Below are 25181 nucleotides of genomic sequence, written 5' to 3'. Positions count from 1 at the left end.
CCAAGGCGGTCTGCGCCTTAAGTCCATGGCCGCGAGTTTGCTATGGCCTGCGGCGAGCTCAAGGACGAGCCCGCAGGGCTCGCCGCCGCGCGGCCGGCCGCAGGCCGGTCCTTGACCTCGCCGGAGGCCATAGCTCCAATCTGTCCATGGGCTAAAGGCTCTCCAGCATTCCCGAGGAATGCGGGTCGAACGGGAGGGATTGGGGAGCGCATGTCTTCTGACCGCGAGCGCCGCGTCACCGCGGGCGTGCTGATCATCGGGGACGAGATCCTCTCCGGGCGGACGCAGGACACCAACCTGCGCGACATCGCGCGCTACCTGGGCGTCCATGGCGTGGACCTGGCCGAGGCGCGGACCGTGCCGGACGTGCTGGAGGAGATCGTGGCGGCTCTGGACGCGCTGCGCCACCGCTACACCTACGTGATCACCACCGGCGGGATCGGGCCGACCCACGACGACATCACCGCCGACGCGGTGGCCGCGGCGTTCGGCGTTCCGCTGGTGGAGCATCCCGAGATCATCGCCATGATGACCGCCCGCTGGGGGGACGAGCTGAACGCCGCGCGGCGGCGGATGGCGCGGGTGCCGGTGGGCGGGGCGCTGGTGAAGAACCCGGTGCAGGGGCCGCCCGGCTTCACCATCGGCAACGTCTTCGTCCTGGCCGGCGTGCCGCAGATCATGCGCGGCATGCTGGAGGACGTGGGGCCGAGGCTGGAGGGCGGGCGGCCGACGGTGTCGCGGACCGTGCGGGTGGAAGGCTCCGGCGAAGGCGCGATCGCCGCGCCCCTGGAGGCGGTGGCCAAGGCCCATCCGGACCTGTCGCTGGGCAGCTATCCGTTCTTCACCCCGGAGGGCTACGGCTCGAACCTGGTGCTGCGCGGCCGCGATCCGGCGGTCCTGGAGGCGGTGGCGGGGGAGCTGATCGCCGCCCTGCGCGAGGCCGGGATCGAGCGGGCGTTCGAGGTGGAGGCGGCCTGAGCGCCGCGGGCGGCGTGTCACCATCGGTTAATTTGTCCACTGAAGGGTGTTCGGCTAGGCTTCGGCCAAGATCGCCTCTGGGGAGCGTTTGGAATGATCTCGATGATGCTGGCGGCCGCCCTTCTGCTGGCCGACGCGGCCGCGCAACCGGCCGCTGCGGAGCCGGCGGGCGCCGAGCAGACGGGCAAGAAGGCCAAGGCCAACAAGGATGGCCTGGTCTGCAAGAACGAGCCGGTGCTCGGCTCGCGGATGAAGACCAAGGTCTGCATGACCGCCGAGCAGTGGGAGCAGCGCAAGGCCAGCGACCGCGAGAGCCTCGAGCGCCAGCAGCGGATCAATCCGCCCACCAACTGACGGCGCGGCCCGCGATTCGGGCGCCCTGTCAAACAGCCTTCACAGCTGTGGATAAGTCTGTGCATGATCGGCGGCGCTAGAGGGCGTCCGCCAGCAGGCGTCCGCGGCCGATGGGGGCGTTCCAGGTGAAGACCCTTGCCGTGATGTCCCGCAAGGGCGGGGCCGGGAAGACGACCGTCGCGGTCAATCTCACGCTCGCGGCGAGGGCCGTCGGCGTGAAGGCGGTGCTCGCCGACGCCGATCCCCTGCGCAGCGCCTGCGAGGTGCTGCGCGAGCGGGAGGAGGCGGCCTCCCTGCTGTTCGAGACCAGCGCCGCCAAGCTGTTCGCGCTGACCGAGGCCTGCCGGCGCTCGGGCGCGGAGCTTCTGATCATCGACACCCCCGCCGCCCCGGAGGCCGACGTGGCCGAGGCGGTGAAGGTGGCCGACCTGTGCCTGGCGGTGGCGCGGCCCACCTACCTCGACCTGGCCGCGGCGGTGCGTTCGGTGGCGATCATCCAGCGGCTCGGCCGCGAGGGCGTGGTCGCGCTCAACCAGTGCGCCCCGCAGCGCAACGGCGTCGAGCCGCCGCAGGTTCTGAAGGCCCTGGAGGCGCTGCGGTTCGCGGGCCTGCCGGTGGCCGCCACCGCGCTGCGGTCGCGGGTGGTCTACCAGACCGCCTTCGCCCAGCGCCGCTCGGTGCTGGAGACGGAGGGGGCGATACAGGCCTCGGACGAGGTGCGGGCCCTGTTCGCGGAGGTCTGGAAGCGGCTGGCGGGCGAGCGGCGGGCGCCGGTGAAGACCGCCAACGACGACCTGGGCCGCCCGTGGATGGCGACGCGCTCCGCCGGACTCACCTTCGTCCAGCCGCCGGCCTGACGAAGGCCGGGGCCTAGCGCCGGTCGGCGAGGACCATGGCGGCGCCCTTCTCGGCGATCATCAGGGTGGGCGAGTTGGTGTTGCCGCTGACGATCCGGGGCATGGCGGAGGCGTCGATCACCCGCAGGGCGTCGACCCCGCGCACCCGCAGCCGGGCGTCCAGCACGGCCATGGGGTCGGCGTCCGGACCCATGGCGGCCGTGCCGGCGGGGTGGAAGATGGTGGTGCCGATGTCGGCGGCGGCGGCGCGGAGCTGCTCGTTGGTGGTGAGGTGGGCGCCTGGCCGGAACTCCTCGGGCCGGTACTTCGAAAGCGGCGCCTGGGCGGCGATGCGGCGAGCGAGCCTGAGCGCGTCGCAGGCGACCTCGCGGTCCTCCTCGGTGGCCAGGTAGTTGGGCGCGATGCGCGGCGGGGCGGCCGGGTCGGGGCTGGCGGCGTGGATCGAGCCGCGGCTCGAGGGGCGCAGGTTGCAGACCGACGCCGTGAAGGCGCCGAACGGGTGCATGCCCTCGCCCCACCTGTCGAGCGACAGGGGCTGGAAGTGGAACTCCAGGTTGGCGGTGCCGTAGCGCGGCGAGCTCTTCGCGAAGAGGCCGACCTGGGACGGCGCCATGGTCAACGGGCCGGTGCGGCGGACCGCGTACTCCAGACCCATGAGCGCGCGCTTCGCGAGATTGGCGTACTCGGTGTTGAGCGTCTTCACGCCGCTGACCTTGAACACCGGGCGGAGCTGCAGGTGGTCCTGCAGGTTCTCGCCGACCCCCGGCGCGTGGCGCACGACCGGGACGCCGAGGTCTGCCAGCCGGGCGCCGTCGCCGACGCCGGAGAGTTCGAGGATCTTCGGGCTGCCGACCGCGCCGGAGGCCAGGATGACCTCGCCCGCGGCCCGGACCTCGAACCGCTCGGACCCCTTGCGGAAGACCACGCCGGTGGCGCGGGCGCCCTCGAAGGTCACGCGCTCCACCTCCACCCCCGTCTCCAGGCGCAGGTTCGGGCGCGACAGGGCAGGCTTCAGGAAGCCCCGCGCGGCGCTCCAGCGGCGGCCGGCCTTCTGGTTGACCTGGAAGTAGGAGGAGCCCTCGTTGTCGCCGGTATTGAAGTCGGGGATCTTCGGCAGGCCGAGTTCGGCGGCGGCGTCGCGGATCGCGTCGAGGATCTCCCAGCGCACGCGGGGATGCTCCACCCGCCACTCGCCGCCCCGGGCGTGGAAGGGGCCGGCCCCGTCGATGTGGTCCTCGTGGGCCAGGAAGTGCGGCAGGACGTCGTCCCAGCCCCAGCCCGGAAGGCCGAGCTGTCGCCAGCCGTCGTAGTCGGCGGCCTGGCCGCGCATGTAGATCATGGCGTTGATGGCGCTGGAGCCGCCGATCACCTTGCCCCGCGGATAGGCGAGGCTGCGGCCGCCCAGCCCCGGCTCCTCGGCGGTGGTGAACAGCCAGTCGGCGCGGGGGTGGCCGATGGCGAACAGGTAGCCCACGGGGATGTGGAACCAGACCCAGTCGTCCTGGCCGCCGGCTTCCAGCAGCAGGACGCGGTTCCTCGGGTCCGCCGACAGCCGGTTGGCCAAGAGGCACCCCGCCGAGCCCGCGCCGGCGATGACGTAGTCGTAGGTTCCGAAATCGCGGATCTGACCAGCCCCCAAGTGTCATCCCGGCCGGAGCGCAGCGGAGAGCCGGGACCCATAGACTCCGTGCGGAAGGAATAGCGCGGCGGCGACGCCTGGGTCAGCCCACGCGATCGGTGTTCATGGGGACCGGGTCGGCCTTCGGCCGTCCGGGATGACACCGGATGGTCACTCCGTGAGGTCGACGCTCTCCGCCTGGCGGCCTTCCTTCTCGGCGAGGCGGGCGCCGGCGAGGATGCCGGGGAGGGAGTAGTTGCCCTCGTGGCAGGCGTATTCGTAGACCGGGCCCTTGGCGGCGTTGAGCGGCATCTGGGCCTTCCAGGTCTGGGTGAAGACCTTGGGGTCGTCGACGGTGAACTCGTAGAGGATCTGGCCGTCGGCGATGCGGGTGAACCGCTCGGTGACCCTGGCGTCCTCCGAGATGTAGATGGTGGCCGCGAAATAGGGCCGCAGCACCTCGCCCGGATTGAAGTTGGTGGTCTCGACGACGAGGGTGTCGCCCTCCCACCAGCCGACCGAGTCGCCCATCCACGGCCGGATGTGGGCCGGGACGTGGGCGCGGTCCTTCAGGCGGATCACGCGGGCGTCGTGGTTCATCTCGACGACGATGGTCACGTAGTCGGGCGTCTGCACGATCTCGTAGTGGTTGTTGTAGAGCACGTTCAGCATCGGCGGGCCGGCCGTGGAGCCGAAGCCCAGGATGCAGCGCTCGCCGAGCGGCCGGCTCTCGGGGCCGTCGAAGCCGTTGCGGGCTTTGTCGAGGGTGGTCTGGAGCAGGCGGCGACCCTCGGCGCTGTAGGGCAGCTTGCCGTCGGCCGGCTCCACGATCCAGGAGGTCCGCACCTCGCCGGCGATGCGGCCCAGCGTCGTGCCCGGATCGGTCCAGGCGGCGTTGTAGCCGCCCGGGTCGGACGCCACCGGCGGGGCGCCGGCGTTCGGGTCCGAGGGCCTGTCCTGGGCGGCGCGCATGGCGGCGCGTCGGGCCTCGAAGGCCTTGGCCTCGGCCTCCGGGATGGTGAGCGACTTGAACATCGCCGGCCGCTCCAGGCCGGTGATCGCGGCGTTGGTCCACACGCCCTGCAGGTCGGGCTGGCCGAAGCTGGTGCGCGGGGCCCGGTAATCCTGGGCGGAGGCCGTCGTGGCGAGGGCGGCGGCGGCGAGGGCGAGGAGGGCGGCGCGGAACGTGGTCATGCGGAACGGTAGCGCGGGCGTCTCCGCATTGTCGAGCTTTCGGTATGGTGCGGAGGCGTGACGCGGCGGACGGGGCTTGATTGTCCCGGCGTCAATTGCACGCTGATGGGGCGTGGCCGCGTGCAAGACGGCCCGGGAGGAGATCGATGTCGGAGACGCTGGACCGCACGGGCGACGACCTGGGCTTCGATCCGGACGCGCTGCGCGAGAAATACCGGGCCGAGCGCGACCGCCGGCTGCGGGCCGACGGCAGCCAGCAGTACGTGGAGATCGCAGGCGACTTCGCCCACTACCTCGAGGACCCCTATGTGGAGCCGGGGTTCAGCCGCGAGCCGCTGACCGACGAGGTCGAGGTGGTGGTGGTCGGCGGCGGGTTCGGCGGCCTGCTGGCCGCGGCCCGGCTGCGCGAGCAGGGCGTGGCCGACATCCGGATCGTCGAGAAGGGCGGCGACTTCGGCGGCACCTGGTACTGGAACCGCTATCCCGGCGCGGCCTGCGACATCGAGAGCTACATCTACCTGCCGCTGCTGGAAGAGATCGGCTATGTGCCGAAGGAGAAGTACTCCCGCGCGCCGGAGATCCTGGAGCACAGCCGGGCGATCGGCCGGCACTTCGGCCTCTACGACAACGCCTGCTTCCAGACCGAAGTCACCGAGATGCGGTGGGACGAGGACGCCGCCCGCTGGATCGTGAAGACCAACCGCGGCGACGCCATGAAGGCCCGCTTCGTGGTCATGGCCAACGGGCCGCTGCACCGGCCGAAGCTGCCGGGCATCCCGGGCGTCGAGAGCTTCAAGGGGCATTCCTTCCACACCAGCCGCTGGGACTACGGCTACACCGGCGGGACCTCCGACGGCGGGCTCGTGGGCCTGAAGGACAAGGTGGTGGGGATCATCGGCACGGGGGCCACCGCCGTGCAGTGCGTGCCGCACCTCGGCGAATGGTCGAAGCACCTCTACGTCTTCCAGCGGACGCCCTCGTCGATCGACGTGCGCAACAACCGCCCGACGGACCCGGACTGGGCGGGCCGGCTCGAGCCCGGCTGGCAGCAGTACCGGATGGACAACTTCAACACCCTGGTTTCGGGCGGCTTCGCCGACGAGGACCTGGTGAACGACGGCTGGACCGACATCATCGGCAACATCCTGCTGCTGGCCCGCAAGAAGATGATGGCCGGCGAGGCGGTGGAGGACCCGGCGGCCCTGATGCAGCTCGCCGACTTCAAGAAGATGGAGCAGGTGCGCGCCCGGGTGGACGCGGTGGTGAAGGACAAGGCCACCGCCGAGGCGCTGAAGCCCTGGTACAACCAGTTCTGCAAGCGGCCGTGCTTCCACGACGACTACCTGCCGACCTTCAACCGGCCGAACGTGACGCTGGTGGACACCAAGGGGCAGGGTGTCGAGCGGATCACCGAGACGGCCGTGGTGGTGGAGGGCCGGGAGTATCCCGTCGACTGCCTGATCTACGCTACCGGCTTCGAGGTGGGCACCGACTACACCCGCCGCTCGGGCTACGAGCTCTACGGCCGCGGCGGGCTGACCCTGACGCAGAAGTGGAAGGGCGGGGCGGCGACCCTGCACGGCCTGACCAGCCGCGGCTTCCCCAACTGCTTCATCATCTCGAACGTGCAGTCGGGCTTCTCGGCCAACTTCCCGCACATGATCAACGAGCAGACCAAGCACATCGCCTACATCCTGAAGGCGGCCGGCGAGCGGCAGGCGCGCACGGTGGAGCCCAGCCAGGAGGCCGAGGACGCCTGGGTGGACACCATCGTGAAGCTGGCGGTGCTGCGGGAGAACTTCCTCAAGGAATGCACGCCCGGCTACTACAACAACGAGGGCATGCCCGAGACGATGAGCGCCAGGAACAGCTCCTACGGCGCGGGCCCGGTGGCCTTCACCAAGGTGCTGGAGGCCTGGCGGGCCGAGGGCGAGCTGAAGGGCCTGGAGCTGGCCGCCGGCTGACCCTGGGGACCCACTTCGGGTTGCGAAGTCGCAGCTTATGGGCGAGTCGCCGCTATACCAGCGGCGTGAGGGACGAAGACGGCCAAGGGCTCTGCGCCGGCGCGCGCCGGCACATCCGCGATCTCGTGCTTGAGAGCGGCGGGGCCTCCGAAGCGGAGGCCGAGCTGCTGCTGCGCGCCGTCGCACGCCTGCAGGAGATCGAGGCCGAGCAGGGGCCCGAGGCGGCCGAGCGGGCCGCCCTGGCGCTCAGACGCGCCTGGTCTTCGAGCGAGGCTCGCTAGGCGCCGTCCCGCCCGTCAGGTCGGCGAGGATCGGGCAGTCCGGACGGTCGTCTCCCGCGCAGCAGTGGGAGAGGTGGCGAAGCGTCCCGACCATGGCCTGCATCTCGGCGATGCGGGCCTCCAGGTCGGCGATGTGCTTGTCGGCGATGGCCTTCACCTCGCGGCTCGGGCGGTCGCGGTCACGCCACAGGGAGAGCAGGCGGGTGATCTCCTCCATGGAGAAGCCCAGCCCGCGCGCCCGGCGGATGAAGCGCAGCTCGTTGAGCTCGCGGTCGCCGTACTCGCGGTAGTTGGATTCCGTCCGCGCCGAAGGCCGCACGAGGCCGATCTCGTCGTAGTAGCGGATCATCTTGGCGGTGACGCCGGAGGCGCGCGAGGCCTGGCCGATGTTCATGCGGGACTCCTAGAGCTTCACGCCGCGCAGCCGCAGCGCATTGCCGACCACGCTGACGCTGGAGAGCGCCATGGCGGCGGCGGCGATGGCCGGGGAGAGCAGCAGGCCGAACACGGGATAGAGCACGCCCGCGGCGATGGGCACGCCGGCGGCGTTGTAGACGAACGCGAAGAACAGGTTCTGGCGGATGTTGCGCATCACCGCCCGCGACAGCCGCCGCGCCTTGACGATGCCCTGCAGGTCGCCCTTCAGCAGGGTGACCCCGGCGCTCTCGATGGCGACGTCGGCGCCGGCCCCCATGGCGATGCCCACCTCGGCGGCGGCGAGCGCAGGCGCGTCGTTCACCCCGTCGCCGGCCATGGCGACCTTGCGGCCCTCGGCGCGGAGCTTCTGGACGACGGCGGCCTTGTCCTGCGGCAGGACCTCGGCCTCCACCTCGTCGATGCCGAGACGGCGGGCGACGGCGAGCGCGGTGGTGCGGTTGTCGCCGGTCATCATGACGAGGCGCACGCCCTCGGCCTTCAGGGCGCGGACGGCCTCGGGGGTCGTGGCCTTCACCGGATCGGCGATGGCGAAGACGGCGGCGGCCTGGCCCTCCACGGCCATGAAGATGGCGGTGGCGCCGTCCGCGCGCAGCGCCTCGGCCTCGGCGTCGAGGGCGGAGGTGTCGATCCCCTGCTCGGCCTGGAACTTGCCGGAGCCGAGAACCAGGCGGCGGCCGTCCACCGAGCCCAGCACGCCCTTGCCGACGGGGGAGTCGAAGCCCGTCGCCTCGGCCAGGGTCAGGCCGCGGTCGAGGGCGGCGCGGACGACGGCGTCGGCCAGCGGGTGCTCGCTGCCGCGCTCGAGGCTGGCGGCGAGCCGCAGGAGCTCGGCCTCCTCGAAGCCCGGGGCCGGACGTATGGCGGTGACGGCGGGGCGGCCCTCGGTGAGGGTTCCGGTCTTGTCGATCACCAGGGTGTCGATGGTTTCGAAGCGCTCCAGGGCCTCGGCGTTCTTGATCAGCACGCCCGCCTGGGCCCCGCGGCCGACGCCGACCATGATCGAGATCGGGGTGGCGAGGCCGAGCGCGCAGGGACAGGCGATGATCAGCACCGAGACCGCGGAGACCAGGGCGAAGGTGTAGGCGGGTTCTGGCCCGAACATCGCCCAGCCGATGAAGGCCAGGACGGCGACCGCGATCACCGCCGGCACGAACCAGCCCGAAACCCGGTCGGCCATGCGCTGGATCGGCGCGCGGCTGCGCTGGGCCTGGGCGACCATCTGCACGATCTGGGAAAGCAGGGTGTCGGCGCCGACCTTCTCGGCGCGCATGACGAAGGAGCCGGTCTTGTTGATCGACCCGCCGACCACCTTGTCGCCGGCCTCCTTGGTGACCGGCATCGACTCGCCGGTGACCATGGATTCGTCGATCGCCACGCGGCCCTCGACGAGCTCGCCGTCCACCGGGACCTTCTCGCCGGGACGCACGCGCAGGCGGTCGCCGACCACGATCAGGTCCAGCGTCACCTCCTCGTCGGCGCCGTCGTCGCGGACGCGGCGGGCGGTCTTGGGCGCGAGGTCGAGGAGGGCCTTGATGGCGCCGGAGGTCTGCTCGCGGGCGCGCAGCTCCAGGAGCTGGCCCAGCAGGACGAGCACCACGATCACCGCGGCCGCCTCGAAGTAGATCGCCACCGACCCGTCGTGGCGGCGGAAGGCCTCGGGGAACACGCCGGGCGCGACGGTGGCCACCACGCTGTAGGCCCAGGCCACGCCGACGCCCATGCCGATCAGGGTGAACATGTTGAGGTTGCGGGTGGCCAGCGAACGCCAGCCGCGCTCGAAGAACGGCCAGCCGCTCCACAGGACCACGGGGGTGGCCAGCGCCAGCTGCAGCCAGTTGGACAGCTGGCCGCCGATCCGCTCGGTGAGGCCCGTCAGGTGGCCGCCCATCTCGAGCGCCAGGACGGGCAGGGTGAGGACGAGGCCGATCCAGAAGCGACGGGTGAAGTCGACGAGCTCAGGGTTCGGGCCGGCGTCGGCGCTGAACACCTCCGGTTCGAGCGCCATGCCGCAGATCGGGCAGGAGCCCGGGCCCACCTGGCGCACCTCCGGGTGCATGGGGCAGGTGTAGATGGTCCCCGGGGGCGCCTCGGGCGCCTGGGCCTTCTCCGCGCTGAGGTAGCGCTCCGGGTCGGCGGCGAATTTGTTTCGGCAGCCGGCGGAGCAGAAGTAGTAGGGCTGGCCGTGGTGCTCGGCGCGGTGCGGCGTGGCGTGCGGGTCGACCGTCATGCCGCAGACCGGATCGATCACGGTGTGGGCGTCGCCGGCCGGGGCCGGGGCGTGATGGTGCGCGTGGCCGGCGTGGTCGTGGCTCTTGTGATCGTGGCCCTTGTGATCGGGGGCCGCGTGGCCGCCGTGGCAGCAGGTCTTGGTCATGGTCGGTCTCCACCTCCAACGGTGAGGCTCGCCCTAGATGGACCTTCCCATGATGGGAGGGTCAAGAGATCTGTTCAGGACCCAAGCTGACCAGCCAGGCGCGGCCGGAGTCCAGCACCGGCGGCTTGTCCGCCGGCTCCAGGACGAGGACGTCGTAGCGCGCCAGGGGAACGCCTGCGGCGCGGGCCGGCTCGGTGGCGACGAGCAGTCCGCCGCCGGTGGCGACGCTGCCGGCCTCCAGCCGCCGGACGTCGGCGTGGGCCCGGCCCCGGCGGGTCATGACGTTGAGGTCGAGGACAGGTCCGTCCAGCACCGCGCCGTGCGTGGGGGCGTCGCCCGGGAAGACGGCCGGCGGGCTTTCGGGGGAGAGCTCGACGGGCGGCAGGCCCTCGACCTCGAGGCGCAGGCGGCCCTCCAGGACGGCCAGCACGCGGTCCACGCCGGGAAAGACCGAGAACGGGCCGTCAGCGCGCACCTCGGCCATGCTGACCCGCCAGAGGAAGTCGTCGAAGCCGGCGCCTTCGGGGAAGGCCGCCACCTCGCGGGTCACCCCGCCGCCGTTCTTCCAAGGGACGGGGACCCGGTCGGCGGCGCGGAGCAGGCGCATCAGCCGAGGATGCCCGGCAGGTCGAGGCCGTTCTCGCGGGCGCAGGCGAGGGCTTCGGGGTAGCCGGCGTCGGCGTGGCGCATGACGCCGGTCGCCGGGTCGTTCCAGAGGACGCGCTCGATGCGCTTCGCGGCGGCGTCGGTGCCGTCGCAGACGATGACCATGCCGGCGTGCTGGGAGTAACCCATGCCGACGCCGCCGCCGTGGTGCAGGCTGACCCAGGTGGCGCCCGAGGCGGTGTTCAGCAGGGCGTTGAGCAGCGGCCAGTCGGAGACCGCGTCGGAGCCGTCGCGCATGGCCTCGGTCTCGCGGTTCGGCGAGGCGACGGAGCCGGAATCCAGGTGGTCGCGGCCGATGACCACCGGCGCCTTCAACTCGCCCGTGCGCACCATCTCGTTGAAGGCGAGGCCGAGCCGGTGGCGGTCGCCCAGGCCCACCCAGCAGATCCGGGCCGGGAGGCCCTGGAACTTGATCCGCTTGCCGGCCATGTCGAGCCAGTTGTGCAGGTGCGGATTGTCCGGGATCAGCTCCTTCACCTTGGCGTCGGTGGCGGCGATGTCGGCCGGATCGCCCGACAGCGCGGCCCAGCGGAACGGACCGATCCCGCGGCAGAACAGCGGGCGGATGTAGGCTGGCACGAAGCCCGGGAAGTCGAAGGCGTCGGTGACGCCGGCGTCCTTGGCCACCTGGCGGATGTTGTTGCCGTAGTCGACGGTCGGCACGCCCCGGCGGCGGAACTCCAGCATGGCGCGGACGTGCTCGGCCATGGACTCGCGGGCGGCCTCCTCCACCTGCTTGGGGTCCTGGTCGCGCATGGCCGCCCAGCGCTCGAGCGTCCAGCCCTTGGGGAGATACCCATTCACGGGGTCATGCGCTGACGTCTGGTCGGTGAGCAGGTCGGGCGTGACGCCGCGGGCCAGGATCTCCGGCAGCACCTCGCAGGCGTTGCCGAGCACGCCGACGGAGACCGCCTGCTTCGTGCGGGTGGCCTCCTCGATGATCGCCAGGGCCTCGTCGAGGCTCGCGGCGGCGCGGTCCAGGTAGCCGGTGCGCAGGCGCATCTCGATCCGGCTGGGCTGGCACTCGATGGCCAGGCAGGAGGCGCCGGCCATGACCGCGGCGAGTGGCTGGGCGCCGCCCATGCCGCCGAGGCCGGCGGTGAGCAGCCAGCGGCCGGAGAGGTCGCCGCCGTAGTGCTGGCGGCCCATCTCCACGAAGGTCTCGTAGGTGCCCTGCACGATCCCCTGGGCTCCGATGTAGATCCAGGAGCCGGCGGTCATCTGGCCGTACATCATCAGGCCGGCGCGATCGAGCTCGTGGAAGTGGTCCCAGTTGGCCCACTTCGGAACCAGGTTGGAGTTGGCCAGCAGGACCCGCGGCGCGTCGGCGTGGGTGCGGAAGACGCCCACCGGCTTGCCGGACTGGATCAGCAGGGTCTCGTCGTCGCCGAGCCGGCGGAGGGTCTCGACGATGCGGTCGTAGCTCTCCCAGTCGCGGGCGGCGCGGCCGATGCCGCCGTAGACCACGAGTTCCGCAGGGTTCTCCGCGACGTCGGGGTGCAGGTTGTTCATCAGCATCCGCAGGGGGGCCTCGGTGAGCCAACTCCGGGCCGAGAGCTCGGTCCCGGTGGCGGGGCGGACGATGCGGTTGGGATCGGAACGGGTCATGGGTTCGGGTCTCTGAAGTTTCCCCACGCGCCGCTCATTCCGGCGAAAGCCGGGAACCAAGCGGCGGTGCGGGTGTGGGCGTCGCGGGTCGGGCGCGACTCGGCTTGGGCCCGGGCTTTCGCCGGGGTGAGCGGATTTCCTGCGGCCATCAGGCGCCCGCGAAATCGAGGCAGGCGTCGAGGACGCGGTGAAGGGCGTGGCGCATGAACAGGGCGCGCTCGGGGTCCCACGGCGTGGGCCAGGCGCCCGGCGCGGGCGGCGTGTCGGGGTCGTCCATGTAGCCGCGGCAGGCGAGCTCCATCTGGACGGCGTGGACGCCTTCCTCGGGGCGGCCGTAATGGCGGGTGGTCCACCCGCCCTTGAAGCGGCCGTTGAGGACCACGGAGAAGTCGGAGGCCTCGCAGGCGGCCTCCACCGCCTCGGCAAGAAGGGGATCGCAGCTGGCGCCCGAGTTGGTGCCGATGTTGAAGTTGGGCAGCTCGCCCTCGAACAGGCGCGGGATCCGGGAGCGGATGGAGTGGGCCTCGTAGAGCACCACCCGCGGGTGGACGGCGCGCAGGCGGTCCAGCTCGGCGGCCAGGGCGGCGTGGTAGGGGTCGAACCAGGTGCGCCGCCGCCGCGCGATCTCCACGGCGTCGGGCTCGTGGCCCGGCTTGTAGAGCGGCTCGCCGTCGAAGGTGGTCGTGGGGCAGAGCTCGGTGGTGGCCTGGCCCGGGTAGAGCGAGGCGCCGGAGGGATCGCGATTCACGTCGATGACGGTGCGCGAGACGGCGGTGCGGACCAGGGTGGCGCCGAGGCCGGGGGCGAAGTCGTAGAGCTTCTCTATCCACCAGTCGGCGTCCTTGCGGGCGAGCCAGGGGGAGACGAGCCGGTCCTCGATGTCGGGCGGGATGTCGGTCCCGGTGTGCGGGAAGCTGACGACGAGGGGCGCATCGCCCCGGGTGACCTGCAGCCAGTCCATCAGGCGACGCCCGGCAGGGACAGGCCGGCCGCAGCGGTGACGCCGCCGGTGCGGACGAGGTCGCAGGCCGCCTCCAGGTCCGGGGCCATGTGGCGGTCGTGGTCCAGCGTCGGCACCCAGGCGCGCAGGTCGGCGCGGACCGCCTCGAGCGCCGTGCTGGAGGTCAGGGGGGCGTGGAAGTCGCAGCCCTGGGCGGCGGCCAGCAGCTCGATCCCCACCACGGCGGTGGCGTTGCGCACCATCGGGGCCAGCCGCACCGCGCCGTGGGCGGCCATGGAGACGTGGTCCTCCTGGTTGGCGGAGGTAGGGATGGAATCGACGCTGGCCGGATAGGCCCGCTGCTTGTTCTCCGAGACCAGGGCCGCGGCGGTGACCTGGGGGATCATGAAGCCGGAGTTGAGGCCCGGCTGGGGGGTCAGGAAGGCGGGCAGGCCGGAGAGCGCCGGGTCCACCAGCATGGCGATCCGCCGCTCGGCGAGCGAGCCGATCTCGCAGACGGCGAGCGCGATCATGTCGGCGGCGAAGGCCACGGGCTCGGCGTGGAAGTTGCCGCCGGACAGGGCCTCGTCGGCCTCCGGAAAGATCAGCGGGTTGTCGGTGACGCCGTTGGCCTCGCGCTCGAGGGTCGTGCCGGCCTGGCGCAGGACGTCGAGGGCCGCGCCCATCACCTGCGGCTGGCAGCGCAGGCAGTAGGGGTCCTGCACCCGCTCGTCGTCCTTCAGGTGCGAGGCGCGGATCGCCGAGCCGGCCATCAGCCGGCGCAGGGCCTCGGCGGCCTCGATCTGGCCGGGCTGGCGGCGCAGCGCGTGGATACGCGGGTCGAAGGGGGTGTCGGAGCCCTTGGCGGCCTCGGTGGAGAGCGCGCCAGTGACCAGGGCGGCCTGGAACAGGCGCTCGGCCTCGAACAGGCCGGCGAGCGCGTGGGCGGTGGAGAACTGGGTGCCGTTCAGCAGCGCCAGGCCTTCCTTGGGGCCGAGCGTCAGGGGCTCCAGGCCGGCGGCCTTGAGGGCCTCGGCGGCGGGCAGGCGGCGGCCGTCGACCTCGATCTCGCCGACGCCGATCATGGCCGCGGCCATGTGGGCGAGGGGGGCGAGATCGCCGGAAGCTCCGACCGAGCCCTGGCTGGGCACCACGGGCGTCAGGCCCTGCGCCAGCATGGTCTCCAGCATCCCGACGGTCTCCACCCGGACGCCCGAGGCCCCCTGGGCGAGGCTGGCGACCTTCAGGGCCAGCATCAGGCGGATCACCGGGGCGGGCGAGGGATCGCCCACGCCCGCGGCGTGGGAGAGGACGATGTTGCGCTGGAGCGTGGCGAGGTCGGCCTCGGCGATGCTGACGCTGGCCAGCTTCCCGAAGCCGGTGTTGATCCCGTAGACCGGCTCCCCCTTCGCCAGGATGCGGCCGACGGCGGCGGCGCTCTCGGCGACCACGGCCCGGCAGGCCGGCGGCAGGCGCACGGACGCCCCGCGGTAGATCTCCCGCCAGTCGGCGAGGCTCGCCCCGCCCGGCTGCAGCAACACTTCGCTCACTCACCCCTCCAGACGCGCGCATGGAGCGGGTTGAAGCCCATGCGATAGACAAGTTCGGCCGGCCGCTCCACGTCCCAGATGGCGAGGTCGCAGGCCTTGCCCGGCTCCAGGGTCCCGACCTCGGCGGCCAGCCCCAGGGCCTGGGCGGCGTGGCGGGTGACGCCCAGCAGGCACTCCTCGACGGTCAGGCGGAACAGGGTCGCGCCCATGTTGAGGACCAGCAGGATCGAGGTGAGCGGCGAGGTGCCGGGATTGCAGTCGGTGGCGAGCGCCATCGGCACGCCCGCGGCGCGCAGGGCCTCGACCGGCGGCAGCCTGGTGTCGCGCAGGAAGTAGAAGGCGCCGGGCAGCAGGACGGCGGCCATGCCGGCGCGGGCCATGGCGGCGATCCCCGACTCGTCGAGGTGCTCCAGGTGATCGGCGGAGAGGCCGCCGAACTCGGCGGCGAGCGCCGCGCCGTTCAGGTTGGAGAGCTGCTCGGCATGCAGCTTCACGGGAAGTCCCAGGCTTCGGGCGGCCTCGAACACGCGGCGGGTCTGCGCCGTCGTGAAACCGATGCCCTCGCAGAAGGCGTCGACGGCGTCGGCGAGGCCGGCCTTCGCGACGGCGGGCAGCATCTCGCGGCAGACCAGGTCGATGTAGCCGTCGGCGTCGCTGGCGAACTCCGGCGGCAGGGCGTGGGCGCCGAGGAAGGTCGTGGCGATGCGCACAGGGCGGTGCTCGGCGAGCGCGCGGGCGGCGCGGAGCTGCTTCAGCTCGTGCTCGGTGGAGAGGCCGTAGCCGGACTTCACCTCCACGGTGGTCACGCCCTCGCCGATCAGGGCGTCGAGGCGCGGCAGGGACTGCGCGACCAGGTCGGCCTCGCCCGCCTCGCGGGTGGCGCGGACGGTGGAGATTATGCCGCCGCCGGCCCGGGCGATCTCCTCGTAGGAGGCGCCGGCCAGGCGCAGCTCGAACTCGTGGGCGCGGTCCCCGGCGTGGACCAGGTGGGTGTGGGGATCGATCAGGCCGGGGGTGACCCAGCGGCCTTCGCAGTCCACGGTGTCGGCGGCCTCCAGCGACGCCGCCCCGGCGGCGGGGCCGGCATAGACGATCCGCCCGCCCCGGGCGGCGACCAGGCCGTCCTCGACCTCGCCCAGACCCGGGCGGCCGGGGGCCATCGTGGCCAGTCGGGCGTTTCGCCAGACCCGGTCGCAGCGCACCGTCGTCTCCTCCAGAACAGGCGGGAATCCCTAGCCCGCTGCGTTTCAATTGTATAGACATAAGCCATGGCGGGGACGACGCTCTGGTTCGAACACGGGCTGACGGCGGCCGGCTGGGCGCGCGGCGTCCGGATTTCGGTGGCCGACGGCCGCATCGCGCGGCTGGAGACTGGCGTCGAGGCGGACGGCGCCGAGCGCCACGGGATCGCCGTCCCGGGCCTGCCCAACCTGCACAGCCACGCCTTCCAGCGGGCCATGGCCGGCCTCACCGAGGTGCGCGGGCCGGCCGGCGACAGCTTCTGGACCTGGCGCGAGCTGATGTACCGCTTCGGGGAGCGGCTGGGACCCGAGGAGCTGGAGGCGGTGGCGGCGCTCGCCTTCGCCGAGATGCTGGAGCGCGGCTTCACCCGCGTGGGCGAGTTCCACTACCTGCACCACGACGAAGGCGGCCGGCCCTTCGCCGACCCGGCGGAGATGTCGGCGCGGATCGCGGCGGCGGCGCAGGCCACGGGAATCGGCCTTACCCTCCTGCCGGTGTTCTACGCCCACTCCGGATTCGGCGGGGCCGCGCCCACGCCCGCCCAGGCGCGGTTCGTCCACGACCCCGACGGCTACGGCCGGCTGGTGGAGGCCGCGCGCCTGGCCGTACGGCCGCTGGGCGATGCGGTGGTGGGCGTCGCGCCGCACAGCCTGCGCGCCGTCACCGAGGACGAGCTGCGCGCGGTGGCCGACCTGGGCGACGGGCCGGTGCACATCCACATCGCCGAGCAGGTGCGCGAGGTTGACGACTGCCTGGCCTGGTCCGGCGCGCGGCCCGTGGAGTGGCTGCTCGACCGCTTTGGGGTGGGCGAGGCCTGGTGCCTGGTCCACGCGACCCACATGACGGCCGAAGAGACCCGGCGGCTGGCGCGGAGCGGCGCGGTGGCGGGCCTCTGCCCGGTGACCGAGGCCAACCTGGGCGACGGGATCTTCCCGGCGGACGCCTACCTGGCCGACGGCGGCCGCTTCGGGGTGGGCTCGGATTCGAACGTGCGGATCGACGCGGCCGAGGAGCTCAGGATGCTGGAGTATTCCCAGCGGCTGGGCCTGAAGGCGCGCAACGTCCTGGCCCGGGGCGAGGGCAGCTCGACCGGGGCGGACCTGTTCCGGGGCGCCCTGACCGGCGGCGCCCGGGCGCTGGGCGTCCCCGCGGCCGAGGGGCTGGCGGAGGGCGGGCCGGCGGATATCGTCGCCCTGTCCGCGGACCATCCGGACCTCGCCGGCAGATCGGGCGACCAGTGGCTGGACAGCTGGGTGTTCGCCGCGGGCGGAGCGGCGGTGGCCGACGTCTGGCGGGCGGGCGAGCATGTGGTGCAGGGCGGCCGCCACCGGGCGCGCGACGGGATCGAGGCGCGCTACCGCCAAGCGCTGGCGAGGCTGACCGCATGACCGTGCGCGACGCCACCCTGCACAAGCGCATCCGCGCCGACATCTCCGACCGCATCCTCTCCGGCGCCTGGCCGCCGGGCCACCGGGTGCCGGCCGAGCACGAGCTGATGGCCCAGTACGGCTGCTCGCGGATGACGGTGAACAAGGCGCTGGCGCCGCTCGCCGAGAGCGGGCTGATCGTTCGGCGGCGGCGCGCCGGCTCGTTCGTCTCGCGGCCGCGGATCCACTCGGCGGTGCTGGACATCCCCGACATCGCCGCCGAGGTGACCGGCCGGGGCGAGACCTATGGCTACGAGCTGCTGTCGCGGGCCGAGCGCAGGGCGACGGCCGCCGACTGCGAGGCGCTGGGGCTGGACGAGGCGGCGCGCGTGCTGGCCCTGCGCTGTCTGCACCGGGCCGGCGGCGTGCCCTTCGCGCTGGAGGAGCGGTTGATCAACCTGGGCGCCGCGCCGGAGGCCGCAGAGGTCGACTTCGCGCGCACCGCGCCGGGCGGCTGGCTGCTGGCGCACATCCCCTGGACCGAGGCCGAGCACCGGATCAGCGCCGCCAACGTCACGCCCGCCATGGCCCGGACCCTGCGGATCGCGCCGACCGCCGCCTGCCTCGTGCTGGAGCGGCGGACCTGGCGCGGGACGGACCGCATCACCCATGTGCGGCTGACCTTCCCGGGCGAGGCCTACGATCTGGTGGCGCGCTTCGCGCCCTCGGCCGGAGAGCCCGGCTAGTCCCGCCGGAGCTTCGCGAGGAAGGTCAGGGCGAAGACCCCGAGCCCGGCGGCGACGGCCACCGGCGCCATGGCGTCGAGGACCTGGCCCGCCGACCAGCCGATGTGGCGCAGCTCGCCCGCCAGCAGCGGGCCGATGATCGAGCCGAACCGGCCGAAACCCACCGCCGCGCCGGCGCCGGCCGCGCGCACCGCCGGGTCGTAGAGCATGGGGGCCAGGCTGTAGAGGGCGTACTGGGCGCCCAGCACCAGGAAGCCCGCGGCGGCCGACAGCGCCAGGATCGCGCCCACGTCGGCGGACCTTCCCAGGGCGAACATGGCCGCGGCCAGGGCGGCGTAGGCGACGAGCAGCGACCAGCGGAATCCCGCCCGGTCGACCAAGAGGCCCAGCAGCAGGGCGCCGGCCACGCCCACCAGGTTGAACAGCAGCGAGGCCACCGCGCCGTCCGCCGGGCTGTGGCCCTTGGCGACCACCAGCGAGGGCAGCCAGTTCAGCATCAGGTAGAGGACCAGCAGGGTCAGGATGTTGACGCCCCACAGCAGCAGGGTGGGGACCGCGAGGCCCTCGGCGAACAGGCCGCGCAGGACGCGGCGGTCGGCGTCCGGGTGCGCCGGCGGCCGGGTCTCCGGCAGCAGGAAGACGATCACCGGCACGAGCAGCAGGGGGATCACGCCGCCGGCGATGAACACCGCCCTCCAGTCGAGCCCGTCGCCCATCATCCGGGCCACCAGCGACACGACCGCGCCGCCCGCCGGCATGCCGCAGAACATGGCGCTGGTGGTCGCGCCGCGGCGTTCGGGGCGGCTGATCTCGCTGGCGATGGCGATCAGGTTGGGCAGGGCGCCGCCGAACCCCAGGCCGGTGACGAAGCGGGCGGCGAGCAGGCTTTCGTAGTCGTGGGTCAGCGCCGTCCAGATCGAGCAGACCCCGAAGCCGACTACCGAGGCGATCAGCACCGGCTTGCGGCCCGTGCGGTCGGCCAGCCAGCCGCCGGCGAAGGCGCCGATCACCAGGCCGACCATGGCCATGCTGGCGGCCCAGCCCTGCTGGTCGGCGGCCAGGCCCAGCTCCGGGACGAGCTGGGGCGCGGCCACGCCGAAGGCCTGGATGTCATAGCCCTCGATGGCGGCGATCAGGAAGCAGACGGCCGTCACGGCGCCTGGGCCCAGCCGGCTTGCGGTCTTTCCCACGGATGTTCTCCCCGAACGCCGTTCTGGCGGCGCGCATTGTGTTTCCCGGACGGGAGAGTCGTTCAACCTTGGCGTGGGCAGGCGGCCGGTGCGATACCCGGACAGACGTCTGGCTGACTGCCGTCTGCGGGCCTGTCGTGACCTGCGGGGCGTACTTCCTGGGCCGAGTGGCGGGCGCCTGTCGTGCGCATCCTCGGCGCCCCAGTCTTTGGCACTGGCGCTTTCCGCTGAACCTGGCGGAAGGTAGGATCTCGCAGCTCCAAGGTTAAAGGGCGAAGTCAGCAGCAATGCGAAATCCTGAGAGGCGGACGCATAAGCCCGTCGGTTATCTCACCAGATATCTTGGATTTGCTGGGTGGTTGGTGGTGCTTGCCTCAGCTTCCGCACTCATGTTCTACCCGGACTTCAAGCTAACCATGGCGCCATATGTCGCCTTCATATCCGTCATGACTGTTCTTTCCTGGCCGAGGTAGTCACTCTCCAAGCCCGCTCGATCCGGCTCCCTCTCGGGCAGCGACGCTTCCGGTGATTGATCGGCCTGACGCGGGCCCATTCACCCATGACTTACTAGGCGGGGCGTCTTTAGTTTGCATGGCTGGGGTTGTGACGCGGGAGTGTGGAGGCCTGCCTCTCATGTTTGTACTGGTGCTGATCTTTCTCGTCGCTGTGCTAGCATTCGGGGTTTATCAGACTTATCGCGGGCTGAAATTCGGCAGGGTCCTAAGCAGGTACGGAGACTGGTCAAGAAAAGAGTATCCGCTGCTGTTCTGGGTGCTGTTCAGCGTTTATGCCTCAGCCTCACTAGCTGCGCTGATCTCTCTTGCGGCCATTGTGTTGCCTTCTGGGTAGGCGCGCTCACTCCCCCGAAAAACAGTTGCTGGCCGACATTTTATGCCGGCGGCCTTTGGGGAAGCGCAGGGGCGCCTTCCCGAGCGTGGGCGGATCACCTCTCGACGGGAAATTCCTTTGGTCTTAGGCCCTAGACCGCCGGGGACATGGCGGAACTGGTAGACGCAAGCGACTTAAAATCGCTCGGAGCAATCCGTCCGGGTTCGACCCCCGGTGTCCCCACCACAGCCTAGCGGAGGGCCTGATGTCCGAGTTCGACTTCGGCGGACGCACGTTGCAGAGCGCGCCGCTGTGCGTGGCCCGCTTCGAGGTGGCCGGGGGCATCATGGACCTGGGCGCCTCGCCCTGGCGCACCCGGCGGATCGGCTACATCACCGGCGGCCGGTTCGAGGGGCCCAGGCTGAAGGGCGACATCCTGCCGGGCGGCGGCAACTGGTCGGAGGCGGGCGTCGCGGCCGACGGGGCGGCGATCGGCACCTTCGACGCCCGCTGCGTCTGGCGCACCGACGACGGGGCGCTGATCCACGTGAGCTACACGGGCCGGACCTGGATCCCGCCGGAGGTGGGGGCGGCGTTCCGCGACCCGGCCCAGCCGGAGGTGGCGCCCGACCGCTACCGCATCCGCATCGCGCCGGTCTTCGAGACGTCCGATCCCCGCTACGACTGGCTGAACGCCGTGCTGGCGGTGGGCGTGGGCGAGCGGCTGAGCGATGGCGTGCGCCACTTCATCCACGCGATCGGCTGAGGGGCGGCCTCAGTCGGTGAAGACGACGGTCTTGCGGCCGTTGAGCAGGACGCGGTCCTCGAGCGTCCAGCGGACGGCGCGGGCGAGCACCCGGCGCTCGATGTCGCGGCCCTTGCGGATCAGGGCGCTGGGCGTGTCGCGGTGGCTGATGCGCTCCACGTCCTGTTCGATGATCGGGCCCTCGTCGAGGTCGGCGGTGACGAAGTGGGCGGTGGCGCCGATCAGCTTCACGCCGCGGGCGTGGGCCTGGTGGTAGGGACGCGCGCCCTTGAAGCCCGGCAGGAAGGAGTGGTGGATGTTGATGCAGCGGCCCTCCAGCTTGCCGGCCAGGTCGTCGGACAGCACCTGCATGTAGCGGGCGAGGATGACGAGGTCGGTGCGGGTCTCCTGCACCAGCTTCCAGAGCTGGGCCTCCTGCGCAGCCTTGGTCTCCGCCGTCACCGGCAGGTGGTGGAAGGCGATGCCCTTCAGGTCGGTGTGCGGGAAGGTGGTCGCCGGATGGTTGGAGACCACCGCGGAGATCTCCATCGGCAGCTCGCCCTGGCGCCAGCGCCAGATCAGGTCGGCCAGGCAGTGGTCGGTCTGGGAGGCGAGGATCATCACCCGGCGCTTCTCCCGCGGGTCGCGCAGGGTCCAGTCCATGGCGAGCGCGGCGGCCAGCTCGCCGAAGGCCGAGCGCAGGGCCTCGAGGTCGTCGCCCTCGCCGAGGTCGAAGACCACGCGCATGAAGAACCGGCCGGTCTCGGCGTCGTCGAACTGCTGGGCGTCGAGGATGTTGGCGCCGCGCTCGTAGAGCAGGGCGGCGACGCGCGCGACGATGCCCGTGCGGTCGGGGCAGGAGAGGGTGAGGATCATCAGGCTTTCAGGCGCCGCGCGACGTATTCGACGGCGAGTTCGTAGCCGGTGACGCCGAGGCCGGCGATCACGCCGGTAGCGGCGGGGCTCATGATGGACTCGGCGCGCCAGCGGGCCTCGGTCTCGGCGCGCTTGTGGATGTTGGAGATGTGCACCTCGACCACGGGGCACTCGCACATCTTCAGGGCGTCCAGCACCGGCACGGAGTTGTAGCTGAAGCCGGCCGGATTGATCACCACGCCGCCGGACTTCCGCGCCGCCTGGATCCAGTCGACCATCTCGTGCTCGTTGTTGGTCTGGCGGAAGACCAGCTCGAACCCCTCGCGCTCGGCGATCGCGCGGCAGCGGGTCTCCACGTCGGCGAGGGTGTCGCGGCCGTAGATCTCCGGCTCGCGCTGGCCGAGGAGGTTCAGGTTCGGGCCGTTGAGCACATAGACGACAGCCATCGCAGGGTTCCCCTTCCCGAAGAGGGCGCACCGATAGCCGATACTTGGGTTGTATGCACAGCCCCGCCGTGGACCTGCTGTCGTGGACGGACGACCGGAATCGCCTGAACTCTCGCAGGATGCCGGTCGTCTCGATCCGCCACCTGACCACCTATCGCTACCGCCGGGCGGTGGCGTTCGGCGAGCATCGGATGATGTTCCGCCCGCTGGAGGCGCCCGACCAGCGGGTGATCGCCGCGGACCTCGCGATCTCGCCGGAGCCGCACCTGCTGGCGCACGACCAGGACCTGCACGGCGCCCACGTCGGCTCGGCGCAGTTCATGGCGCGCGCCGACCGGCTGACCTTCGACAGCCGGGTGACGCTGGAGCACCGGCCGCAGCCGGTGGCCAGGCTGATCTCCGACGCCATCGTCGATTCCGCCGCGCGCCGCGTGGAAGGCGCCGCCGCCCAGTGGGCCACGCGGTTCCTGAGCCGGCGGGGCCGGTCGCTGCTGCTGCCGGTTCTGACCGAGATGAGCGCGGCGATCCGCGAGGATCTGGCCTATTCCGTGCGCCTGGAGGGCGGGCCGCGGACGCCCGAGGAGACCCTGGACGCCGGCGGCGGGAGCTGCCGGGACTTCGCCGTGCTGATGATGGCCGCCGTTCGCAGCCTCGGCGTGCCCGCGCGGTTCGTCTCCGGCTACCTCTACAGCTCAGCGGCGCGCGAGCCGGCGTCGGCGGGGCACACCCACGCCTGGGTGCGCGCCCAGGTGCCCGGCTGCGGCTGGGTGGACTTCGACCCCACCAACGGGACGGTGGGCAATGCCGATCTGATCCGGGTGGCGGTGGTGGCCAATCCGCAGCACGCCCTGCCCCTGCAGGGCGCCTGGTCCGGCGACCCCGACGACTACCTCGGCATGGACGTCGAGGTGGAGGTCGCCGCCGTCAAGCCCGCCGAGGCCGTGGCCGCCTAGCCCCCGAAGGTCACGTTCAGCGTCGCGCGCACGGTTGGTCCCGCGATCGGCCAGAGCTCGGTGGTGGGCGAGGCCCAGTAGCCGGTCGGCCGCGCGAGGTTCGAGCCCAGGATCCGGAACGAGGCCGGCCGCCCGGCGATCTCGAAGCGGCGACGGGCGCCCAGGCTGAGCTCGGTGACGCCGTCGAGGCGGAAGGTCTGCTGGGCGTCCACCCAGCGCGGCCCGTTCCAGGTGACCTGGGCGTCCACCGACCATCCGCCGGCGAGCTGGCGCTCGATGCTGGCGTTGGCGATGACGTCGGAGAGCCCGGCCGGCCGGTCGCTGATCGCCCCCGACTCCACCAGCGGCCCCGACACCTTCGGGTCGAGGAAGACGGCGCCCATCACGACATTCGTGCGCCCGTCCAGCCGGCCGGCGAGGGAGGCTTCCACGCCGCGGTGGGTGACCTCGCCCACCAGGCCGAACGAGCCGTCGGCGCGCAGGCCGGTGGTCGGCTTGGAGACGTCGAACACGGCGCCGATCAGGGTCAGGCGCTCGCCCAGCGCATGGCGGACGCCGAACTCGTACTGCTCGGCCTCCACCGGCGGCAGGACCTCGTTGCGGTTGGTGGCGGTGCTGGGCGCCGAGCCGGTCTCCTCCAGGCCGGTCACCCAGCTCGCGAACAGGCTGGTGCGCGGCGTGAGGCTCCAGACGGCGGAGGCGTTCCAGAGCGTGGTCTCTTCCCGGCCCTGCTCGGTGGAGCCGGCGAGCGTCCGGACCGATTTCTCGTAACGGGTGCGGTGCGCGCCGAGGCGCAGCTGCAGCCGGTCGGCCCAGACCAGGCCGTAGCCCAGGGAGGCGGTGGTCTGCTCGACGGCGTCGAGGCCGCGCGCGCCCGACCACTGCGGGCGCACGCCGGGCCGCGGGCCGTCGTCCAGGTGGAAGGGCGCCGAGCGCACGGCGAGGCTGGAGGCGAGGTCGACCTCGCTGCGCCGCCAGCGGACCGAGGCGCTGACCAGGTGGTTCAGCGGGCCGGTGGCGAAGGTCCGGGTCGCGCGGGCCTCGGCGGAGTCGGAGACGTTGGTCTTGCCCGGGCTGACGAAGGTGGTGGCCACCGCGTCGCCGTCGCGGTCCACGTCCACCAGGGTGAAGTCCGTCTCCTCGGCGTTCCAGATCGAGCGGAAGGCGGAAAGGTCCAGCGCCCAGCCGCCGGCCGCGGCGCGGTAGAGCACGCCCATGTTGGTGTTGGCCGCCTCCACCCGCGCCCAGTCGGGGGAATAGTTGTGGCCGCGCCGGGGCGGCGGCGGCTCGACCGGATCGGCGGCGGTCATGGCGTAGTCGCCGTTGTAGGCGCGGTCATAGACGCTGAAGAAGGCGCGCAGGGTCTGGGCCTCGGAGATCCGCCAGCGGCCCACGAGGCCGGCGTCGATGGCGCTGCCGTGGGCGCCGCTCGCCCACTCCACGCGCGGGCGCCAGATCACCCCGCCGGCCAGGCCCAGCCGGCCCGTGGCGTCGGACCAGGAGCCGTTGGCCTCGAGGGTTGGCGTGCCGTAGTCGCGCAGGCCGCCGCCCAGGGTCAGGCGGTTGCGCGCGTCGGGCTCGCGCAGGCGGTAGTTCACGACCCCGGACGGCGCCGGATAGGCGAGCCGGGCGGCGGCCACGCCCACACGCACCCCGACGCCGGCCAGGACGGGATCGTTGAGCGGGGCGGCGCGGGCGAAATAGGCGTCCTCGATGCGGTAGGCGCCGGAGGACTGCAGGTCGAAGCCGCGCACCTGCCCCTCGGAGTAGAGGCCGAGCTGCTCGACCCCCACGCGCTCGCCGAAGGCGTCGGCGGCGGAGGAGACGGCGCTTTCCTGCGCCAGGGCCGGCGAGGCGGCGAAAACCGTCGCGAAGAGCGCGGCCTTGAAATGTGACATTGCTGTAATCCCGTCGAACGTGGGTATTCAGGCGGGACGATCTGTCGGAGATTGCGCCGGGGACGGCG

At 72.1% G+C, this 25181-nt stretch carries 23 protein-coding genes and 1 tRNA gene; 11 read left to right on the top strand and 13 right to left on the bottom strand.

The features are described from left to right. The first annotated feature begins 210 nt into the window (after positions 1-210). The 3 genes from VM685_RS18040 (at position 211) to VM685_RS18030 (ending at position 2189) form a co-directional block, all read left to right on the top strand. Positions 211-978, top strand: a complete 768-nt coding sequence (locus VM685_RS18040; protein WP_325461560.1) for a competence/damage-inducible protein A — start codon at positions 211-213, stop codon at positions 976-978. 93 nt (positions 979-1071) lie between these two features. Then, the gene (locus VM685_RS18035) at positions 1072-1332 is read left to right on the top strand and encodes a hypothetical protein (RefSeq protein ID WP_325461559.1); all 261 of its coding nucleotides are present in this window, start codon (positions 1072-1074) and stop codon (positions 1330-1332) included. Positions 1333-1457: 125 nt separating this feature from the next. After that, a complete protein-coding gene (locus VM685_RS18030; RefSeq protein WP_325461558.1) occupies positions 1458-2189 on the top strand; it encodes an AAA family ATPase in 732 nt (243 codons plus the stop codon). Positions 2190-2202: 13 nt separating this feature from the next. On the opposite strand, the gene VM685_RS18025 is transcribed toward VM685_RS18030, so the two are convergent. Beyond that, positions 2203-3828 carry a GMC family oxidoreductase gene (locus tag VM685_RS18025; RefSeq protein WP_325461557.1) on the bottom strand — a complete coding sequence of 542 codons (1626 nt, stop codon included), beginning with the start codon at positions 3826-3828 and terminating at the stop codon, positions 2203-2205. Positions 3829-3978: 150 nt separating this feature from the next. Further along, a complete protein-coding gene (locus VM685_RS18020) occupies positions 3979-5001 on the bottom strand; it encodes a hypothetical protein (RefSeq protein ID WP_325461556.1) in 1023 nt (340 codons plus the stop codon). Positions 5002-5147: 146 nt separating this feature from the next. Here VM685_RS18020 and VM685_RS18015 point away from each other — a divergent pair, with 146 nt between their 5' ends. Both VM685_RS18015 and VM685_RS18010 read left to right on the top strand, forming a co-directional pair. Next, positions 5148-6965, top strand: coding sequence for an NAD(P)/FAD-dependent oxidoreductase (locus VM685_RS18015; protein WP_325461555.1), 1818 nt, complete (start codon positions 5148-5150; stop codon positions 6963-6965). Positions 6966-7030: 65 nt separating this feature from the next. Further along, positions 7031-7246 (top strand): hypothetical protein, encoded by a 216-nt coding sequence (locus VM685_RS18010; protein ID WP_325461554.1) that lies wholly within the window; start codon positions 7031-7033, stop codon positions 7244-7246. Here VM685_RS18010 and cueR read toward each other — a convergent pair. From cueR to hutI, 7 genes are all read right to left on the bottom strand, one after another. After that, entirely contained in the window at positions 7212-7640 is a 429-nt protein-coding gene (cueR, locus tag VM685_RS18005; protein ID WP_325461553.1) for a Cu(I)-responsive transcriptional regulator, read from the bottom strand. The genes VM685_RS18010 and cueR overlap by 35 nt on opposite strands. 9 nt (positions 7641-7649) lie before the next feature. Continuing rightward, the gene (locus VM685_RS18000; protein ID WP_325461552.1) at positions 7650-10058 is read right to left on the bottom strand and encodes a heavy metal translocating P-type ATPase; all 2409 of its coding nucleotides are present in this window, start codon (positions 10056-10058) and stop codon (positions 7650-7652) included. Between the two features lie 61 nt (positions 10059-10119). Continuing rightward, positions 10120-10665, bottom strand: coding sequence for a HutD family protein (locus tag VM685_RS17995; RefSeq protein WP_325461551.1), 546 nt, complete (start codon positions 10663-10665; stop codon positions 10120-10122). Then, on the bottom strand, positions 10665-12332 hold the full coding sequence (gene hutU / locus VM685_RS17990; protein ID WP_325461550.1) for a urocanate hydratase: 1668 nt from the start codon (positions 12330-12332) through the stop codon (positions 10665-10667). Before hutU ends, VM685_RS17995 begins: the two co-directional genes overlap by 1 nt. 148 nt (positions 12333-12480) lie before the next feature. After that, positions 12481-13296, bottom strand: a complete 816-nt coding sequence (gene hutG / locus VM685_RS17985) for an N-formylglutamate deformylase (protein WP_325462042.1) — start codon at positions 13294-13296, stop codon at positions 12481-12483. Next, on the bottom strand, positions 13293-14822 hold the full coding sequence (gene hutH / locus VM685_RS17980) for a histidine ammonia-lyase (protein WP_325461549.1): 1530 nt from the start codon (positions 14820-14822) through the stop codon (positions 13293-13295). Before hutH ends, hutG begins: the two co-directional genes overlap by 4 nt. Beyond that, positions 14819-16024, bottom strand: coding sequence for an imidazolonepropionase (hutI, locus tag VM685_RS17975; RefSeq protein ID WP_325461548.1), 1206 nt, complete (start codon positions 16022-16024; stop codon positions 14819-14821). Before hutI ends, hutH begins: the two co-directional genes overlap by 4 nt. Positions 16025-16090: 66 nt before the next feature. Here hutI and VM685_RS17970 point away from each other — a divergent pair, with 66 nt between their 5' ends. Together VM685_RS17970 and hutC are read left to right on the top strand one after the other, a co-directional pair. Then, positions 16091-17452, top strand: a complete 1362-nt coding sequence (locus tag VM685_RS17970; protein WP_325461547.1) for a formimidoylglutamate deiminase — start codon at positions 16091-16093, stop codon at positions 17450-17452. Further along, a complete protein-coding gene (gene hutC, locus VM685_RS17965; RefSeq protein ID WP_325461546.1) occupies positions 17449-18177 on the top strand; it encodes a histidine utilization repressor in 729 nt (242 codons plus the stop codon). Before VM685_RS17970 ends, hutC begins: the two co-directional genes overlap by 4 nt. Here hutC and VM685_RS17960 read toward each other — a convergent pair. Next, positions 18174-19367 carry an MFS transporter gene (locus tag VM685_RS17960; RefSeq protein WP_325461545.1) on the bottom strand — a complete coding sequence of 398 codons (1194 nt, stop codon included), beginning with the start codon at positions 19365-19367 and terminating at the stop codon, positions 18174-18176. The genes hutC and VM685_RS17960 overlap by 4 nt on opposite strands. A gap of 633 nt (positions 19368-20000) precedes the next feature. Between VM685_RS17960 and VM685_RS17955 the strand changes: the two genes are divergently transcribed. The 3 genes from VM685_RS17955 (at position 20001) to VM685_RS17945 (ending at position 20961) form a co-directional block, all read left to right on the top strand. After that, complete coding sequence (locus tag VM685_RS17955; RefSeq protein WP_325461544.1) at positions 20001-20216, top strand: hypothetical protein; 216 nt, start codon at positions 20001-20003, stop codon at positions 20214-20216. A 140-nt stretch (positions 20217-20356) separates the two neighbouring features. After that, positions 20357-20441: transfer RNA gene (locus tag VM685_RS17950), tRNA-Leu, on the top strand. A gap of 19 nt (positions 20442-20460) precedes the next feature. Continuing rightward, on the top strand, positions 20461-20961 hold the full coding sequence (locus VM685_RS17945; protein ID WP_325461543.1) for a DUF3237 domain-containing protein: 501 nt from the start codon (positions 20461-20463) through the stop codon (positions 20959-20961). A gap of 9 nt (positions 20962-20970) precedes the next feature. Here VM685_RS17945 and purU read toward each other — a convergent pair whose 3' ends face one another. Both purU and VM685_RS17935 read right to left on the bottom strand, forming a co-directional pair. Next, the gene (purU, locus tag VM685_RS17940; RefSeq protein ID WP_325461542.1) at positions 20971-21816 is read right to left on the bottom strand and encodes a formyltetrahydrofolate deformylase; all 846 of its coding nucleotides are present in this window, start codon (positions 21814-21816) and stop codon (positions 20971-20973) included. Further along, complete coding sequence (locus VM685_RS17935; protein ID WP_325461541.1) at positions 21816-22262, bottom strand: type II 3-dehydroquinate dehydratase; 447 nt, start codon at positions 22260-22262, stop codon at positions 21816-21818. Before VM685_RS17935 ends, purU begins: the two co-directional genes overlap by 1 nt. 53 nt (positions 22263-22315) lie before the next feature. Between VM685_RS17935 and VM685_RS17930 the strand changes: the two genes are divergently transcribed. Beyond that, on the top strand, positions 22316-23215 hold the full coding sequence (locus VM685_RS17930) for a transglutaminase family protein (protein WP_325461540.1): 900 nt from the start codon (positions 22316-22318) through the stop codon (positions 23213-23215). Here the strand turns inward: VM685_RS17930 and VM685_RS17925 are convergent. Continuing rightward, positions 23212-25113 (bottom strand): TonB-dependent siderophore receptor, encoded by a 1902-nt coding sequence (locus tag VM685_RS17925; RefSeq protein WP_325461539.1) that lies wholly within the window; start codon positions 25111-25113, stop codon positions 23212-23214. The genes VM685_RS17930 and VM685_RS17925 overlap by 4 nt on opposite strands. Between the last annotated feature and the right edge of the window lie 68 nt (positions 25114-25181).

It is taken from the genome of Phenylobacterium sp. (assembly GCF_035539035.1).
Lineage (GTDB): Bacteria > Pseudomonadota > Alphaproteobacteria > Caulobacterales > Caulobacteraceae > Phenylobacterium.
The sequence above is the reverse complement of the archived record's forward strand: the minus strand, read 5'-3'. Positions and strand labels throughout refer to the sequence as shown.